The following is a 14,378-nucleotide window of genomic DNA, read 5'->3' on the forward strand; positions in this document are numbered from 1 at the left end:
GCACATATCGCGGGGCCGCGTTGTCGTTTCACGTGAAACCAACAGGTTTAACAAACCTGTTAAACAGAACAAACACGTTCTACAACACCTTAAGGAGCGAAGTACATGCTGGATGAGAAACAGCACATCGCTATCGCAGATGAACTGGCGCAAGCCGAAAAGGACCGCTCGATGGTCCCACTGCTGACTGCCCGTTTCCCGGAGATGAGCATCGAGGATTCCTATGCGGTGCAGCGCGAATGGGTACGCCGCGGTGAGGAAAGTGGGCGCCGCCTCGTGGGCCGCAAAATTGGCCTGACCTCAAAGGTCATGCAGGAGGCCACGGGAATCACCGAACCCGATTACGGTGCGATTTTTGAGGACCAAGTTTACGAGAACGGCTCCACCATCGAGCACGCACAGTTCTCTAACGTCCGCATCGAGGTCGAGCTGGCCTTCGTGCTCAAGGAAGAGCTGAAGGGGCCAAATTGCAGCATTTTCGACGTGCTGCGCGCGACGGAGTACGTCGTCCCGGCGCTGGAGATCCTCTCCTCCCGCATCGAGATGGAGGGCCGCACGATCGTCGACACGATTTCGGATAATGCGGCGCTCGGCGCCATGGTTTATGGCGGCAATCCGGTAGACCCTGCGGAAGTCGATCTGCGCTGGGTGTCCGCACTGCTCTACCGCAACGAGTCCATCGAAGATACGGGTGTGGCGGCGGCCGTGCTCAACCACCCGGCAATGGGCGTGGCATGGCTTGCCAACAAACTCCACGCCCACGGCGACAGCCTGGCCGCCGATGACATCATCCTCGCCGGTTCCTTCACCAAGCCCATGTGGGTCGAACCGGGCGATACCGTCCACGCTGACTATGGAAAGTTGGGGTCCATCACATGCCGATTCCAGTAAAGTTGCCGCCCACGTTCACGGACGTCCTTGAGAAGGCCGAGGAGCCACTCGTCGGCGCATGGATTTGTTCTGGCTCGGAGGCCGCGGCGGAGATCATCGCCTCAGCTGGCTTTAGCTGGACGCTGATCGACGGTGAGCATTCTCCTTATGGCCTGGAGACCGTCCTCTCCTTGCTGCGCGCCACCGATGCCTATGGCCTGACGCGCGTGGTTCGCGTGCCGGTGAACAACACGGCGCTGATTAAGCAGTACCTCGACCTGGGCGCACAAAACCTCATGGTGCCCATGATTGATACCGCCGAGGAAGCCGAGGCGGCCGTAGCGGCCATGCACTACCCTCCCCGCGGCGTGCGCGGCGTGGGCTCGGCGCTGGCCCGCTCCTCACGCTGGAACGGCGTGGAGAACTACCTCACCAACGCTTCGGACACGGTGAGCCTCACGGTGCAGATCGAGTCTGCGACCGCAGTGGAGAACGTGGAAGACATCGTGGCCGTCGAAGGCGTGGACAATATCTTCGTCGGGCCTTCGGACCTAGCGGCCTCGATGGGGCTCCTGGGCCAGCAGACCCATCCGGATGTGCTCGAGGCGGTCAATCACACATTTGAAGCAGTCCGCGCTTCCGGAAAGAAGGTAGGCGTCAACGCTTTCAATCTAGAGCAGGCCCAGAAATATTTAGAATCTGGAGCATCATTTGCCCTGGTTGGGGCTGATGTTCAACTTCTTTCAGGAGCGGCGCGCCAACTGGCAGACAAATTCCATTTGGGAGGGTAAAAAAGAACCATGAGTGAAAACAACAAGGTCAATATTGACGAGCTGCTGGCCAAGGTTCCGACCGGCTTGCTGATTAACGGTGAGTGGGTGGACGCCTCCGATGGCGCCACCTTCGATGTAGAAAACCCGGCAACCGGTGAGGTTATTGCCACCCTTGCGTCCGCTACTTCTGAGGACGCGAAGAAGGCTATGGATGCCGCTTGCGCCGTGCAGGATGAGTGGGCACGCACGTCTACGCGTGAGCGCTCCGACCTGCTGCGCCGCGCCTTTGACCTGGTGCAGGAGCGCAAGGATGAGTTCGCTGCGCTGATGACCCTTGAGATGGGCAAGCCGCTGGCGGAGTCCTATGGTGAGGTCACCTACGGCGCTGAGTACCTGCGCTGGTTTAGTGAGGAAGCTGTACGCAACTACGGCCGCACCTTGCCGGCGCCGGAGGGCACTCTGCGCATGATTACCCGCCGCAAGCCAGTGGGCCCGTGCCTGCTTATTACCCCGTGGAACTTCCCGCTGGCTATGGCTACTCGCAAGATTGCCCCGGCCATCGCCGCTGGTTGCACCATGGTGGTGAAGCCGGCCAAGCTGACGCCGCTGACCACCCAGTACTTCGCACAGACCATGATTGATGCCGGCGTTCCGGCAGGTGTGGTGAACGTGGTCTCCGGTAAGTCGGCCTCTGCCATCTCCGAGCCGATCATGGCGGATTCCCGCCTGCGCAAGATTTCCTTTACTGGCTCTACCCCGGTGGGCAAAACCCTGCTTAAGGCAGCCGCCGACAACGTCCTGCGCACCTCGATGGAGCTGGGCGGCAACGCTCCGTTCATCGTCTTTGAGGACGCCGACATCGACCAGGCCGTTGAGGGCGCAATGGGCGCCAAGATGCGCAACATTGGTGAAGCCTGCACCGCGGCTAACCGATTCATCGTCCACGAGTCCGTCGCTGACGAGTTTGCGGAGAAGTTCGCCAAGCGCATCGGTGAGCTCAAGGTGGGCAACGGCCTCGATGAGGGCGTTACCTGCGGTCCGCTTGTGGAGAAGAAGGCACTGGATAACATCACCGCGCTTGTCGACGACGCCGTGGCCAAGGGCGCCAAGGTCCTCATCGGTGGCAAGCCGGGCGAAGGCAAGGGCTACTTCTACTCCCCTACCGTTCTCACGAACGTCTCCCGTGATGCCCGCGTGGCCCAGGAGGAGATCTTCGGACCGATCGCTCCGATTCTGACCTTCTCCGATGAGAAGGAAGCCATCGCGCTTGCGAATGACACGGAGTACGGTCTGGCCTCCTACGTGTTCACCGAGGATTCCAACCGTATGTGGCGCGTTGGCGACGGCCTCGAGTTCGGCCTCATGGGCTTCAACGCTGGCGTCATCTCCAACGCCGCCGCCCCGTTCGGTGGTGTGAAGCAGTCCGGCATGGGCCGCGAGGGCGGCGCTGAGGGCCTGGACGAGTACACCTCGCTGCAGTACATCGCTATGCGTGACCCGTACGCGAATGCATAACTAGTGCATTAATTTCGCCGCTGACAATGCTGGCATCTCCTTTGTGGGAGGTGCCAGCATTGTTGTTAGCTGGCAGCCGCCGCACGGTACGCACTCGGTGATTCGTGGTACTCCGCCTTGAAGATGCGCGAGAGGTGCGAGGGATCGTGCAGGCCATAGCGGGCGCTGATGTGGCTGATTGATTCTTCGGAGTGCCGCGGGTCCACGAGCTCTCGGCGGATGTGCTCGAGGCGCCTGGTTCTGATGTAGCTGCCTACGGAAAGGCCCTGTTCGGAGAACTTGGCGTGGAGGTGGCGCACCGACACGAAGAGTGCTTGGGCGATGGTGCTGGGGCCTAGGTCAGGGTCGCCCAGGTGCTTCTCGATGTAGGCGGTGGCCTGGTTGAACAGAAGCGTGCCTGCAGAGGGTTCCTCGGCGACGTCGGAAGCCAGGACTGACACCAGCATGGTCAGAGCCGAGCGGACCAAGGCCGTGGCGTGCGGCCCCTTGAGCAGATCGAGGTTCTTGGCCAGCTGTTCAAAGAGGGGAACCGCCACTGCGCCCAAGCCGTGTGAGCGTGAGATGGGGTTCGCGGTCAGGTGCTGGATCTGCGCTGGTGAAATATCGAGGAAGCTCTGCGGGAAGTGCACAATAAGTGTGTTCTGCTCCTCCGGATAGTGCAGGGTGTAGGGCCGCTGGGTCACATACAGAGCAAGGTCCCCTGGGCGCAATTCACATGTTCGCCCGTCCTGGCTCATGGTTGAGGAGCCAGAAATCTGCAGGCTGAGCTTGCAAAAGGGAGCCTCGTCGGTAGAAACCTTGTATCGGTTCACCGTATGGGGCGAGGTGCACATATCGAAGAGGGAGATATCCCCCACCTTCGTGGATCGCAGCGTGGCGTGGAAAGCTGCAGGGTCTTCGGTGTCCACGTCGAGTTGACCAAAGGAATCGGAAGATGCGGTGCGCCATGACGCGATATCGAAGTGCTCAACGGCTGAAGCAGACATAGCTGGAATCATATCGTGAGAGCTCACACATTTGTGGACAAATTGTATGCACGCAGAGTCAAGCGGCATCGTGTGGTGCAGGTAACATCCTAGGCAAAGGTTTCTTTGGGCTTTGTTCGCGGGGCCCACGACTTCTTCACAAGGAGATCTCATGACTCAGTTCGCCACTTACGCTGATCTGCTCACCGCTATCACGGACGAGAACGGACGCGAAATCCTCAACCCCGCCACCGGAGAGGTTGTTGGCCGCGCGCCAGAGAACACCGTTGAGGACCTCAACGCCGCAGTTGAGACCGCACGTACAGCGCAGAAGGACTTTGCCAAGCTTAGCGACGAAGAACGGTGCGCGCTTCTCACCAAGGCCGCCGCCGCCATCGACGCTAATGCAGAGGCACTCGTTGAGCTTCTCTCCCGTGAGCAGGGCAAGCCGCTCAACGGCCCGAACGCACGCTTCGAGGTCGGTGCCTGCTCCGGCTGGCTGAATGCCACCGCCTCCTTCGAGCACCCCAACTACACCGCCGTCGATGATGACATCACCGCCACCGTCAACTACCGCCCACTCGGCGTCGTCGGTGCTATTGGCCCGTGGAACTGGCCGATGATGATCACCATCTGGCAGATTGCGCCGGCACTGCGTATGGGCAACGCGGTCGTCGTCAAGCCCTCCGAGTACACCCCGCTGTCCGTACTGGGCCTGCTCGAGGTTGTGAACTCCGTGCTGCCGGAGGGTGTTCTCCAGGTCGTCAGTGGTGCCGGTGAGGTTGGCGCGGCGCTGACCACTCACGAGGGCATCGACAAGATCATGTTCACCGGTTCCACCGCCACCGGCAAGAAGATCGTGGAGGCCAGCGCCGACAACCTCACCCGCCTCACGTTGGAGCTCGGCGGCAATGACGCGGGCATCGTGCTGGATGACGCCGACCCGAAGGAGATCGCCGGCGATCTCTTCTGGGGCGCGTTCATCAACACCGGCCAGACCTGCGCGGCGATGAAGCGCGTGTACGTGCCGGAGTCGCTATACGACGCCGTCTGCGAAGCCCTCGTCGAGGTGGCCAAGGCCTCCCCGATGGGCGTGGGGCTGGAGGAGGAGAACGTGCTCGGCCCGCTGCAGAATAAGCAGCAGTTCGACATCGTGGACAAGCTCGTCAACGCTGCTAAGGACTCGGGTGCCCGCGTTCTGCTGGGTGGCGACCCGGACTATGACGCGCCGGGCTACTTCTACCCCACCACCCTGGTGGCGGACATCGACCCGGATAACGCGCTGGTCGTGGAGGAGCAGTTCGGTCCTGCGCTGCCGATCGTGAAGTACACGGACCTCGATTGGGCCATCGAGCAGGCCAATAAGCTCGACGTGGGCCTGGGCTCTTCCGTATGGTCCTCCAACCGTGAGCGTGCCCTGGAAGTTGCTGCTCAGCTGGAGGCTGGCACCACTTGGATTAACAGCCACGGTGCGGTGGATCCGCGTGTGCCTTTCGGCGGCATCAAGTCCTCCGGCTACGGCGTGGAGTTTGGCACCGAGGGCCTCAAGGGCCTGGCCTACCCGCAGATTATCAACGGCTAAAACCGCCGTGGCGCTGCTATTCTAAGCGCCATGAGCACCGCCAAAGTCCCGGAGATCGAGTACGCAGCCTTCGACGCCATGAAGGAGGTTGCGTCCTCGCTGAAAGCCGCCTATTTCCGCCAACAGCTCGCGACCGACAGCGCGCTGGAGATTGAATATTGGACTGCACAAGAGAATTTTGTTCAGCGCACTGTGAGCGGTGTTGATAACACCGACCTTGAGGAAATCCGTGCCGCAGCGGAATTCTTTGCTCGCTTGCTCGATGAGCTTGAAACCCGCGCAAAGGTGGCGTGACAGTGCTTAAGGCTGCGGATTTTCCGGTCGATGATGCTTTTAAGCGCCGCGTCCTTGAGCGGCGTATCGCGTATCTCTTTCGCCAGCCGTCCGCGGAACCTGAGGTCGTCTACGTCGCAGGGCAACCAGCGTCGGGGAAGTCCTCTGTGATTGAGATGCTCACGGATGATCACGTCGTTCTAGATTCAGATGAATTACGAAAATATCATCCTGCCCTCGACGAGATCATGGACCGCGACCCCTTACGCATGGACGTGCTCACCAATGGGCCGGTGCCCTATTGGATGTCCTCGCTCATTGAATATGGCCGGCAGCATGGGCACTCGCTCATCATTGAGAACACGCTGTCCAACCCGGAATTCATCGCGGGTGAAATAGCCAAGTTTCGCTCCGCGGGTTTCCGCGTGAAGGTCGTGGGCCTGGCGGTGGCGCAGGAGGTCTCCAGGCTGGGCGTCGTCCAGCGCTATCTGGAGGCGCAGCGCGTGAGCCGCTACCCGCGCTGGACCAATGAGGTTTCCCACACGTCGGGTTTTAAGGCCATCGTGCCGGGGCTTCAGGCTATTGCGCCGCTTGTCGACGACCTCGAGCTCCGCACCCGCGACGGCCGCACCTTAAGTGGCATCGAAGATATTGAGGCTGAGCGCGCAACCTGGTTCGACGCCCCCGCTATCCGTGCCGACTGGCTGGCCCGCTTCGACAGCTGTGACTTGAGTGGGCTTGAAGCTGAGAAGCTCACGCAAAACCTCGTGGCTGATGCAGAGCGTATCCGCAAACTTTAAGGCTGTGCCCGTGGAACTATTAGGTTCACCCACAGTTCCCGTGCCTGCACGCACCGAGAAGGACCAGGCGGTGAACTCGAATGACTCGCCTGGTCCAACGTGTGTGTGCGCTCGGCGCGTGGTTCAACCCTTATAAGACTTGCCGGTCACAGCCTCAGCGTTTCGCTCGTGCAGCCCGCAGGCCGTTCAAGATCACGATGACTTCGGCGACTTCGTGTACCAACACGACGGCGGCCAGGCCCAGTACACCGCTGATCGCCAGTGGCATCAACACGATGATGATGGCCAGAGACAGCACGATGTTTTGGTTGATGATCCTGCTGCCTCGGCGGGCGTGCTGCAGCGCCTGCGGGATCAGCCGGAGGTCGTGGCCGGTGAAGGCGACGTCAGCGGACTCGATCGCGGCGTCAGAGCCGGTTGCTCCCATCGCAATGCCCACCGTTGCGCCCGCCAGTGCCGGCGCGTCGTTGATGCCGTCGCCGATCATCGCCGTCGGCGTCTTGGAGGAGAGTTCGGCGACGATGCTTGCCTTGTCCTCCGGTCGCAGCTCGGCGCGCACGTCGTCGATTCCGGCGATTTCAGCTAGCGCCCGGGCGGTGCGAGTGTTGTCGCCGGTGAGCATGCTCACTTCTACGTCGTTGTCGTGCAGGGATTGCACGGCATCGGGCACCTCGGGCCGCAACTCGTCGCGCACCCCGATCGCCCCGGCGAGAGCGTCATCGACGGTGACTAGGACGCAGGTCTGGCCTTCGGACTCCATGCGCTCAACGTCCGACTTCAGTGGCCCGGCGTCGATCCATCGGGGGCTGCCGACCAGCACCCGTCGGCCTTCGACGGTGCCGCCGATGCCTTGACCGGCTTCCTCGCTGATATCCAAGGCGGTGGGCGCTTCGGGCTCCGCTGCCACGATCGCCGCCGCGAGGGGGTGCGTCGATTGCTGCTCAACCGCCGCCGCGAAGGAAAGCACCTGCGCCCGATCGAATCCGTCTGCCGGGACCACTCCGGTAACCTCGGGCTGGTTGCGAGTAAGGGTTCCGGTCTTGTCTACCGCAAGGTGACGGATGCCGCCGAGTCGCTCGAACGCCGCGCCGGACTTGATGACTACTCCGAACTGGCTGGCCGCGCCGATCGCGGCCACGACCGTCAGCGGCACGGAGATTGCCAGCGCGCACGGCGACGCTGCGACCAGGACCACCAGCGCACGGGTGATCCACGTCTCGGGGTCGCCCAACAGCGAGCCGATCACGCCGACCAGCACCGCCAGGATCATCACCCCGGGCACGAGGGGTCGGGCAATCCGGTCGGCGATCCGGGCGCGGTCACCCTTCTCCGCCTGCGCCTGCTCGACGAGGTCGACGAGTGTGGTCAGCGAGTTGTCCGTTCCAGCTGCGGTCGTCTCGACCTCCAGCACACCGGCGGAGTTGATCGCTCCCGCGGGTACCTCGTCGCCGGGTGCGACCTCCTCCGGAATGGATTCTCCGGTGATCGCTGAGGTGTCAAGGCTGGAGCGTCCGGACCGAATGATGCCGTCCGTGGCGATCCGCTCCCCGGGGCGCACGAGCATCAGCTCGCCAGCCTCAAGGTCCTTCGCAGCGACCTCGGCCGTCGTACCGTCGCGCAGCACGGTCGCGGTTTGCGGTACCAGTTTCAACAGTGCCCGCAGTCCGCCTTGGGCCCGGTCCATCGCCTTGTCTTCAAGCGCCTCGGCGATCGAGTACAGGAACGCCAGCGCCGCGGCCTCTCCGACGAAACCAAGGATCACCGCGCCGACCGCGCTGATCGTCATAAGCAAGCCAATGCCGAGCTTGCGCTTCGTGACAAGGTTCCGGATCGCTCCAGGTGCGAACGTATAAGCGCCTAACAGCAGGCCAAGCCAATACAGTACCGTTGCGGGCGTCTCCAAGTCGGACCAGTCCAGCGCCAGTCCTGTAATGAGGGCTACACCGGAGAAGATCGGTAGCAGTAGCTCGGGGTCTTTCCACCATGGCCGATCGAGCTCTTCGATCTCCGTGGCGGGTTCGTGTTCGCATCCACATGCTGAACTCATGCGTCCGTTCCTTTCTCGCCGCAGCCGGGCACCGAGCACTCAGTGTCGATGCAGGGGGCATTCTCGTCGACGGCCAGCGTCGCGTTGACCAGCGCTTCGAGCGCCGCCGCGAGGTGCGGATCGGCAATTTCGTAGCGGGTCTTACGGCCCTCCGGCTCAGCGACGATGATGCCGCAATCGCGTAGGCAGGACAGGTGGTTCGAGACGTTCGAGCGCGTCAGATCCAAGCTTTGCGAAATTTCGGCCGGGTAGCCCGGACCGTCGAGTAGGGTCATCAGGATTCGGGAACGCGTCGGATCAGCCATGGCCCGGCCGAGCCGGTTCATGACGTCGAGGCGTGAAGCAATAGTCAGCATGTACTGAACAATACAACGTGCGCTGAACTATTCAAAATGCACTGAACTGACGGTTGCGCGAAGGTCCTGCGATCTGCAGGAATTAGTCGATGGGATAGCAGATGACTGATCCTTTGTGGTTCGGCTGCCACCCAACGCGGGAGCGACGTGCGCGGCGAGGTTCTCCAGAATCTTCACGTTGACGTCCACGCCATCCCGCACAACCTTTACGTGTTTCCATGCGCCCATATGTTCTCTGTGTGCTGACGTAATTACAGTTTTCTGATTGTTGCAGGCTAACGAGAAAGTAACTTTGCAACTACATACCGTGGAGTTCAAATTTAACGCGTAGCGTTATTGACGCTTCGCGTTATGGGGGATAAGGTGAAGCATGATCCAGTCGTTCGCTGACAAGGACACTGAGCGTCTGTGGAATCGAGAGCGGATTCCCCGGGGAAACCGGCTCGAGGCGTTGAAAGGTGATCGGCGGGGCCAGAGGAGGTTGAGATCGTTGACTACCACTGACAAGCTCCCTCCGGTTCACCCCGGTGAGATCCTCATGGAGGACTTCCTCAAAGGAATGGGGATCACCCAGCACAAGCTCGCCGTCTCCATCGGCGTTCCGCCCCGCCGGATCAACGAAATTGTTCACGGTAAGCGCGCTGTAACCGCTGACACGGCCCTTCGTCTAGCGAAGTTTTTCGAGATGAGCCCCCAGTTCTGGCTCGGGTTACAGGCTCAATATGACTTGGACGTGGCGGAAGACAAGATCCTCTCGGAAATCGAGCGGATTCAACCGGTCCAAGCTGTCTCAGCGTAGCGGTTACCCGAACCAGGTCCGTCAGCGTGAGGATATGCATGCGGATGGTTCGAACTAGGGAATTTGGGGCCGCCGTCGCGTGGACTTGAATTCCGAGCGCCGCTTTTTCGCTTCGAGACGGCGTCGCACCGAGCTCCGCGTCGGCTTGGTCCTGCGCCGCGGGGGAGGAGGCGGAGCGAGCGCCTCGCGCAAGAGGGCGGCCATGCGTTCGCGTGCCTCGGCGCGGTTGCGTACCTGCAATCGCTGGGTCGATGCGGTAACGGTAAGGACGGTGCCGTCTAGGCGGTGCTCGTGATTGTGGAGGACGCGGCGACGCTGGGCGTCGGAAAGCGATGAGCACGTAGCGATATCGACGGAAAGCTGCACTTTGCTGTCCGTAGTATTGACGCCTTGGCCACCTAGTCCCGACGACTTCGCGAACCGCTCCGTCAGGTCGGCGGCGACGATGACCAGACCCCCGGGGATCCCTGGGCCAGGTGCGATGGTCAGGTCGTTCATACCGCCCAGCTTAGTTAGAGTTGCTTCCGGATCAGACCCGCCGTGCGAGATCAGGGTAGTGTACGACCACGCCGCCACCGTCGACCTCCAACTCGACGTCGACTCCCCGTGTTCCGCTTTCATATCGGACAGTTTCAGAATCGATGGAGCTGTAGTACTGGTCTGATGCGATCACCTGGAGGGACGGTATATCAATCCAAGCCATGATCAGCTGCGTTTTCGGAACCTGAGTCTCAAGCAGCGTCAAGCGACGAATAGGCATTGTGTTGGTGAGAGGGCACAGACCGAGATCGCAATCGAGTGCGGCTTTCAGATCGGCTGACTGGACGATACCGGGGGAGGGCAGATCTCCAGGCTGGGCGCCCTCTTCATTGGTTTCCGCCGACCACACGCCTTGCTCGGACCTAAACAGCTCGAGGCTTCGCCCCCATCCGTCGCCTTCAACGTTCACCGACACACGTTCAGTCACCCAGTTCTCCGTGGCGCGCCGCTCCCACGTGGCCTCGTATCCATCGCCGTATTGCACTCCGGAAGCGGTCAAACCGGCTCTTAAAAAATGAACTGCGGCCTAGTTCCGGATGAGGGGAATCTCGACATGCTCCCACTTATACGTGCGCTTCATGGTGAGGATTTTCCCACGCTTGATGGTGCGAAAAGGCAGGTAGCTTTCGATTTGGACCACGTACCGAGGACGAGGCATACCGGCAGAATGGTGTATTCAGTAAGTCCGCGACGCAGAAGAATCCCATGAATGAGAGCACGGCCCACACGGCCGTTGCCATCTGCAAATGGGTGAATCGTTTCGAATTGAGCGTGAGCAATCGCGGCCTGGATGAGAGCACCGCGCGAAGCGCCATCGAGGTAAAGACATAAGTCGTCTACGAGGTCATGGACTAGACGTGGGGGCGCTGGGATGAACTCGGCCCCAAAGAGTGTGTGGTTACTTCCACCAATCCAGTTTTGAATAGTGCGGAGACCAGTGGGGATAGAGCCCTTCTCCCCCATCAACTCTCTTTGGAGCTTTTCAAGAAGGCCGATGGAGATGTTGGTTCGGTGGCAAAGCTCTTCTCAATGGAACACAGAACGGTGAGGTTACGCGCAACCTCTTCCGCGCTTTCCTTAAAGCCGCGGACTTCCTCCTTTTGGGCGAGTTCCGCGAGGACAACCTTGTCGACGTTGGGCGCAATACCTTCAATGCGTGAGGAAGAAATCGCCTCAGAACGCATGAGTAAGCGGGCCACAGATTCCAACTGGCCAGAAGCAGCATGACGGTTGAGATCCAAGATCTCTCGCTCGATACGTGCTGCCCGGCTGGTGAGCTCTGGGGAAAACTCCATGCCTTACTTACAAGATGGTCAGGGACATAGACCTAAAAAGGGCCTCCGGCCTTATCGCGCCGGGGAATGCCGGAGCCTGATTCGGGGATCCAGCTCTCGGTAACGTAGTGAGGCTTGTAGAGGCTATCCATTCGTCAGACAGCAAATGAGTGGTTGGATAACTCTTATCCAACCACTCATTGCGGTTTATGCGCTAGATAAAGCTTAAACATACGGGGTTTCAGGGCCATAATTTGGCCTCAATGAGAATGTTAATGACACCTCAATGGGAAGATCAATGAGAACTCTTGTCATTGAAGAGGAATGAAGTTAGCATTGAGCCGTCATTGTTAATATTGAGGGCGGGTATTCATCGTGAACAATTGGTCCGAGAATCAGCTGAGAGAGCTATTGGCTGAGCTTGAGTTGCGCGGCGGTGATTCAACAACAGTCGAGGTCAAAACCGCTCAAGGGGGCATTCCGGACTCTCTACCGCAGACATTGTGCGCGTTCGCAAACATGCCGAGTGGCGGCCTTATCATTCTCGGTGTCAATGAGAAGGAAGGATTCATTGTCACTGGCATTGAGAATCCTTCGGAGATGGAGGCTGCTCTGGCCTCGCAGGCGCGTCATGCCATCACCCCTCCAGTCACAGTGCATACCGACAGTGTGGCAATAGATGGCACGCATGTCGTGATTGCGGAGGTTACGGGTCTTCCGATTATTGATAAGCCTGCTATCTACAGGGGAGAAGCGTATCTTCGAATGGCTGATGGGGACTACCGTATGAGTGCCTCGGAGCTGCGCATGATGGACGTGGCAAAGCTGCATGCCGAAGAGGCAGTGTCCTATGACACGACGATTGTGGAAGGTACGAGCCTTGCAGACCTAGATAGCGACGTGGTGCAAGATTTCTTGGTTCAGGCGCGGAAAAAGAATCGGCGACTATCGGGACTTACTCAAGATGAGGACGTCTTACGGGCGCTAGCGGTGACGACCGCGACTGGAGAGCTGACGCTTGCTGGCCTGTATGCGCTGGGTTTCTATCCCCAAGGGCATTTTCCCTCCTTAGCAGTAACGGTGGCGCAAAGGCTACCAAATGGTTCGAAGCACGGGCGAGTGTTGGGGTTGGAGACCTTTGAGGGGCCCGTTCCGGTGCTGTTGAACTCGGTAATGGGATGGGTAAGGCAACGTTTAGCCGCCGTACGGCGATATCGAGAGGACGGATCAATGGTGGAAGTTCCTGAACTTCCCCTTCCGGCCATTCGAGAGGCCGTGGCTAATGCATTGGTGCACCGTGATCTTGGGCCAAATACGTTGGGTGCGGGTAAATCGATTGATGTCCGCCTATTACCGGACAAGATGGTTATCTCCAGTCCAGGAGGCCTACGGGATCTGACGGTTGAACAGCTCAAGTCGAGAGATCTGGCGCGCCAGGAGATTAACCAGCGGCTCTATAGACTGTGCCGATATCTCAAAGCAGACGATGGCTCTTTTGTTATTGAGGGCGAAGGCGGCGGCGTGCAGCTCATGCTGGATGCCGCGCGAGAGCAAGGACTACCGGAGCCTGACCTGATAGATTCTGGCGTGCAATTTACGGTGAAAATGTGGCGGCCGGACACTCGTGGAGAGGCCCGTATCTGGGAGCCACTACGCAAGGAGGAATCAGGCACCGGCCCGGAACGACGAGTGGATGCACCAGTGACCTTGGAACGCCTGGGTGTTAACGCCCCGCGCGTAGCGGAGGCGCTGCGTACGGCGGCACAACCGCTGTCTATCGGCGAAATAGAAACAGCCACAAACCTTACTCGAGCGCAGGTCCGATATGCGCTGAAGTCACTGGTGAAGGCACGATTCGTGCGTATGGATGGCACGCGCGGTTCACAAGCGACAACCTATGAATGGCTAGCTAACCGCGGGGCTGCAGACGCTTAACCAGCTGATCGTGGTGAACGGGGGCGAGGCAGCCGGCGTCGACGACGCGCCGGGCTAGGTCCTTGTCCCCCATCTTGGCGGCGAAGGCCATGCCCATGGTGATGCCATGGTCGGGGCGGCTGATGAGGGTGATCTCATCGCCGGGATTGATGCGGCCCGGCTCGATGATGCGCAGGTAAGAGCCGCAATCGCCGCGCTCTGTGAAGGACTTGAGCCAGCCGGGCTCGTCCATCCAGCCGGAGAAGGTAGCGCAAGGCTGGCGCGGGATAGAGACCTCGAGCACGCACTCCCCCACCTGAATGCGCTGGTTGATGAGCATATTCGGCCAGGAAATACCCTCGGTGGTGAGGTTCTCCCCAAAGTAGCCGTCACGCAGAACGCGGTTGAGCGTGCCCTCCCAGTAGTCAAGCTCCTCGCGGGCATAGGCGTAGACGGCTTTCTCGGCGCCGCCGTGGTGGGCGTGGTCACCGATGGAATCCCCCACCACGCCGGAGCCGTCACCGTAGGCGGGCCCGGGGACCTCCAAGTCCAGGAAGGGGCGCGGCTGCTTATCGATGCCCGTGTACTCGTGTCGCCCGTGCGGCTCGGGGCGGCGGACAGCGACGTTCGTGGAGATAACCTTCATGCTCACTCATTGTGGCACACCTCA

Annotated in this window: 16 protein-coding genes; 8 read left to right on the forward strand and 8 right to left on the reverse strand. The window is 60.3% G+C overall.

Features of this window, described 5'->3' with window-relative positions:
- The first annotated feature begins 105 nt into the window (after window positions 1-105).
- From hpaH to HMPREF2792_RS11215, 3 genes are read left to right on the forward strand one after another with little or no spacing between them, the layout of a single operon-like run.
- Window positions 106-891 carry a 2-oxo-hept-4-ene-1,7-dioate hydratase gene (gene hpaH, locus HMPREF2792_RS11205; protein ID WP_070533653.1) on the forward strand — a complete coding sequence of 262 codons (786 nt, stop codon included), beginning with the start codon at window positions 106-108 and terminating at the stop codon, window positions 889-891.
- Window positions 876-1,661: an HpcH/HpaI aldolase family protein gene (locus HMPREF2792_RS11210; protein ID WP_070533655.1), complete on the forward strand. Its 786-nt coding sequence runs from the start codon at window positions 876-878 to the stop codon at window positions 1,659-1,661. Before hpaH ends, HMPREF2792_RS11210 begins: the two co-directional genes overlap by 16 nt.
- Before the next feature lie 9 nt (window positions 1,662-1,670).
- Window positions 1,671-3,158, forward strand: coding sequence for an NAD-dependent succinate-semialdehyde dehydrogenase (locus HMPREF2792_RS11215; protein WP_070533657.1), 1,488 nt, complete (start codon window positions 1,671-1,673; stop codon window positions 3,156-3,158).
- Window positions 3,159-3,223: 65 nt separating this feature from the next.
- Here the strand turns inward: HMPREF2792_RS11215 and HMPREF2792_RS11220 are convergent, their stop codons facing one another.
- Window positions 3,224-4,144: an AraC-like ligand-binding domain-containing protein gene (locus HMPREF2792_RS11220; RefSeq protein ID WP_070533659.1), complete on the reverse strand. Its 921-nt coding sequence runs from the start codon at window positions 4,142-4,144 to the stop codon at window positions 3,224-3,226.
- Window positions 4,145-4,295: 151 nt separating this feature from the next.
- On the opposite strand from HMPREF2792_RS11220, the gene HMPREF2792_RS11225 reads away from it, so the two are divergent.
- From HMPREF2792_RS11225 to HMPREF2792_RS11235, 3 genes are read left to right on the forward strand one after another with little or no spacing between them, the layout of a single operon-like run.
- Window positions 4,296-5,705, forward strand: a complete 1,410-nt coding sequence (locus HMPREF2792_RS11225; protein WP_070533661.1) for an aldehyde dehydrogenase family protein — start codon at window positions 4,296-4,298, stop codon at window positions 5,703-5,705.
- 30 nt (window positions 5,706-5,735) lie between these two features.
- Window positions 5,736-5,999: a hypothetical protein gene (locus HMPREF2792_RS11230; protein WP_070533663.1), complete on the forward strand. Its 264-nt coding sequence runs from the start codon at window positions 5,736-5,738 to the stop codon at window positions 5,997-5,999.
- Window positions 5,996-6,778: a zeta toxin family protein gene (locus HMPREF2792_RS11235; protein WP_232748536.1), complete on the forward strand. Its 783-nt coding sequence runs from the start codon at window positions 5,996-5,998 to the stop codon at window positions 6,776-6,778. The genes HMPREF2792_RS11230 and HMPREF2792_RS11235 overlap by 4 nt, the downstream gene beginning before the upstream one ends.
- A gap of 154 nt (window positions 6,779-6,932) precedes the next feature.
- Here the strand turns inward: HMPREF2792_RS11235 and HMPREF2792_RS11240 are convergent, their stop codons facing one another.
- Together HMPREF2792_RS11240 and HMPREF2792_RS11245 are read right to left on the reverse strand one after the other, a co-directional pair.
- Window positions 6,933-8,825, reverse strand: a complete 1,893-nt coding sequence (locus tag HMPREF2792_RS11240) for a heavy metal translocating P-type ATPase (RefSeq protein WP_070533667.1) — start codon at window positions 8,823-8,825, stop codon at window positions 6,933-6,935.
- Complete coding sequence (locus HMPREF2792_RS11245; protein ID WP_070533668.1) at window positions 8,822-9,181, reverse strand: Cd(II)/Pb(II)-sensing metalloregulatory transcriptional regulator CmtR; 360 nt, start codon at window positions 9,179-9,181, stop codon at window positions 8,822-8,824. Before HMPREF2792_RS11245 ends, HMPREF2792_RS11240 begins: the two co-directional genes overlap by 4 nt.
- Before the next feature lie 490 nt (window positions 9,182-9,671).
- Between HMPREF2792_RS11245 and HMPREF2792_RS11250 the strand changes: the two genes are divergently transcribed.
- Complete coding sequence (locus HMPREF2792_RS11250; protein WP_029158886.1) at window positions 9,672-9,980, forward strand: HigA family addiction module antitoxin; 309 nt, start codon at window positions 9,672-9,674, stop codon at window positions 9,978-9,980.
- 54 nt (window positions 9,981-10,034) lie between these two features.
- Here the strand turns inward: HMPREF2792_RS11250 and arfB are convergent, their stop codons facing one another.
- From arfB to HMPREF2792_RS13355, 4 genes are all read right to left on the reverse strand, one after another.
- Window positions 10,035-10,478 (reverse strand): alternative ribosome rescue aminoacyl-tRNA hydrolase ArfB, encoded by a 444-nt coding sequence (arfB, locus tag HMPREF2792_RS11255; RefSeq protein ID WP_070533670.1) that lies wholly within the window; start codon window positions 10,476-10,478, stop codon window positions 10,035-10,037.
- Between the two features lie 31 nt (window positions 10,479-10,509).
- Window positions 10,510-11,019: a putative glycolipid-binding domain-containing protein gene (locus tag HMPREF2792_RS11260; RefSeq protein WP_232748537.1), complete on the reverse strand. Its 510-nt coding sequence runs from the start codon at window positions 11,017-11,019 to the stop codon at window positions 10,510-10,512.
- Between the two features lie 77 nt (window positions 11,020-11,096).
- Window positions 11,097-11,483 carry a Fic family protein gene (locus HMPREF2792_RS13350; protein ID WP_083299186.1) on the reverse strand — a complete coding sequence of 129 codons (387 nt, stop codon included), beginning with the start codon at window positions 11,481-11,483 and terminating at the stop codon, window positions 11,097-11,099.
- The gene (locus HMPREF2792_RS13355) at window positions 11,483-11,815 is read right to left on the reverse strand and encodes a Fic/DOC family N-terminal domain-containing protein (protein ID WP_005530810.1); all 333 of its coding nucleotides are present in this window, start codon (window positions 11,813-11,815) and stop codon (window positions 11,483-11,485) included. The genes HMPREF2792_RS13350 and HMPREF2792_RS13355 overlap by 1 nt, the downstream gene beginning before the upstream one ends.
- A gap of 354 nt (window positions 11,816-12,169) precedes the next feature.
- On the opposite strand from HMPREF2792_RS13355, the gene HMPREF2792_RS11270 reads away from it, so the two are divergent.
- A complete protein-coding gene (locus HMPREF2792_RS11270) occupies window positions 12,170-13,729 on the forward strand; it encodes an ATP-binding protein (protein ID WP_070533674.1) in 1,560 nt (519 codons plus the stop codon).
- Here HMPREF2792_RS11270 and HMPREF2792_RS11275 read toward each other — a convergent pair.
- Window positions 13,704-14,354 carry an MOSC domain-containing protein gene (locus tag HMPREF2792_RS11275; RefSeq protein ID WP_070533675.1) on the reverse strand — a complete coding sequence of 217 codons (651 nt, stop codon included), beginning with the start codon at window positions 14,352-14,354 and terminating at the stop codon, window positions 13,704-13,706. The genes HMPREF2792_RS11270 and HMPREF2792_RS11275 overlap by 26 nt on opposite strands.
- Window positions 14,355-14,378: the final 24 nt, after the last annotated feature.

The organism is Corynebacterium sp. HMSC068H04, from assembly GCF_001811255.1.
Taxonomy (GTDB): Bacteria; Actinomycetota; Actinomycetes; order Mycobacteriales; family Mycobacteriaceae; genus Corynebacterium; species Corynebacterium hesseae.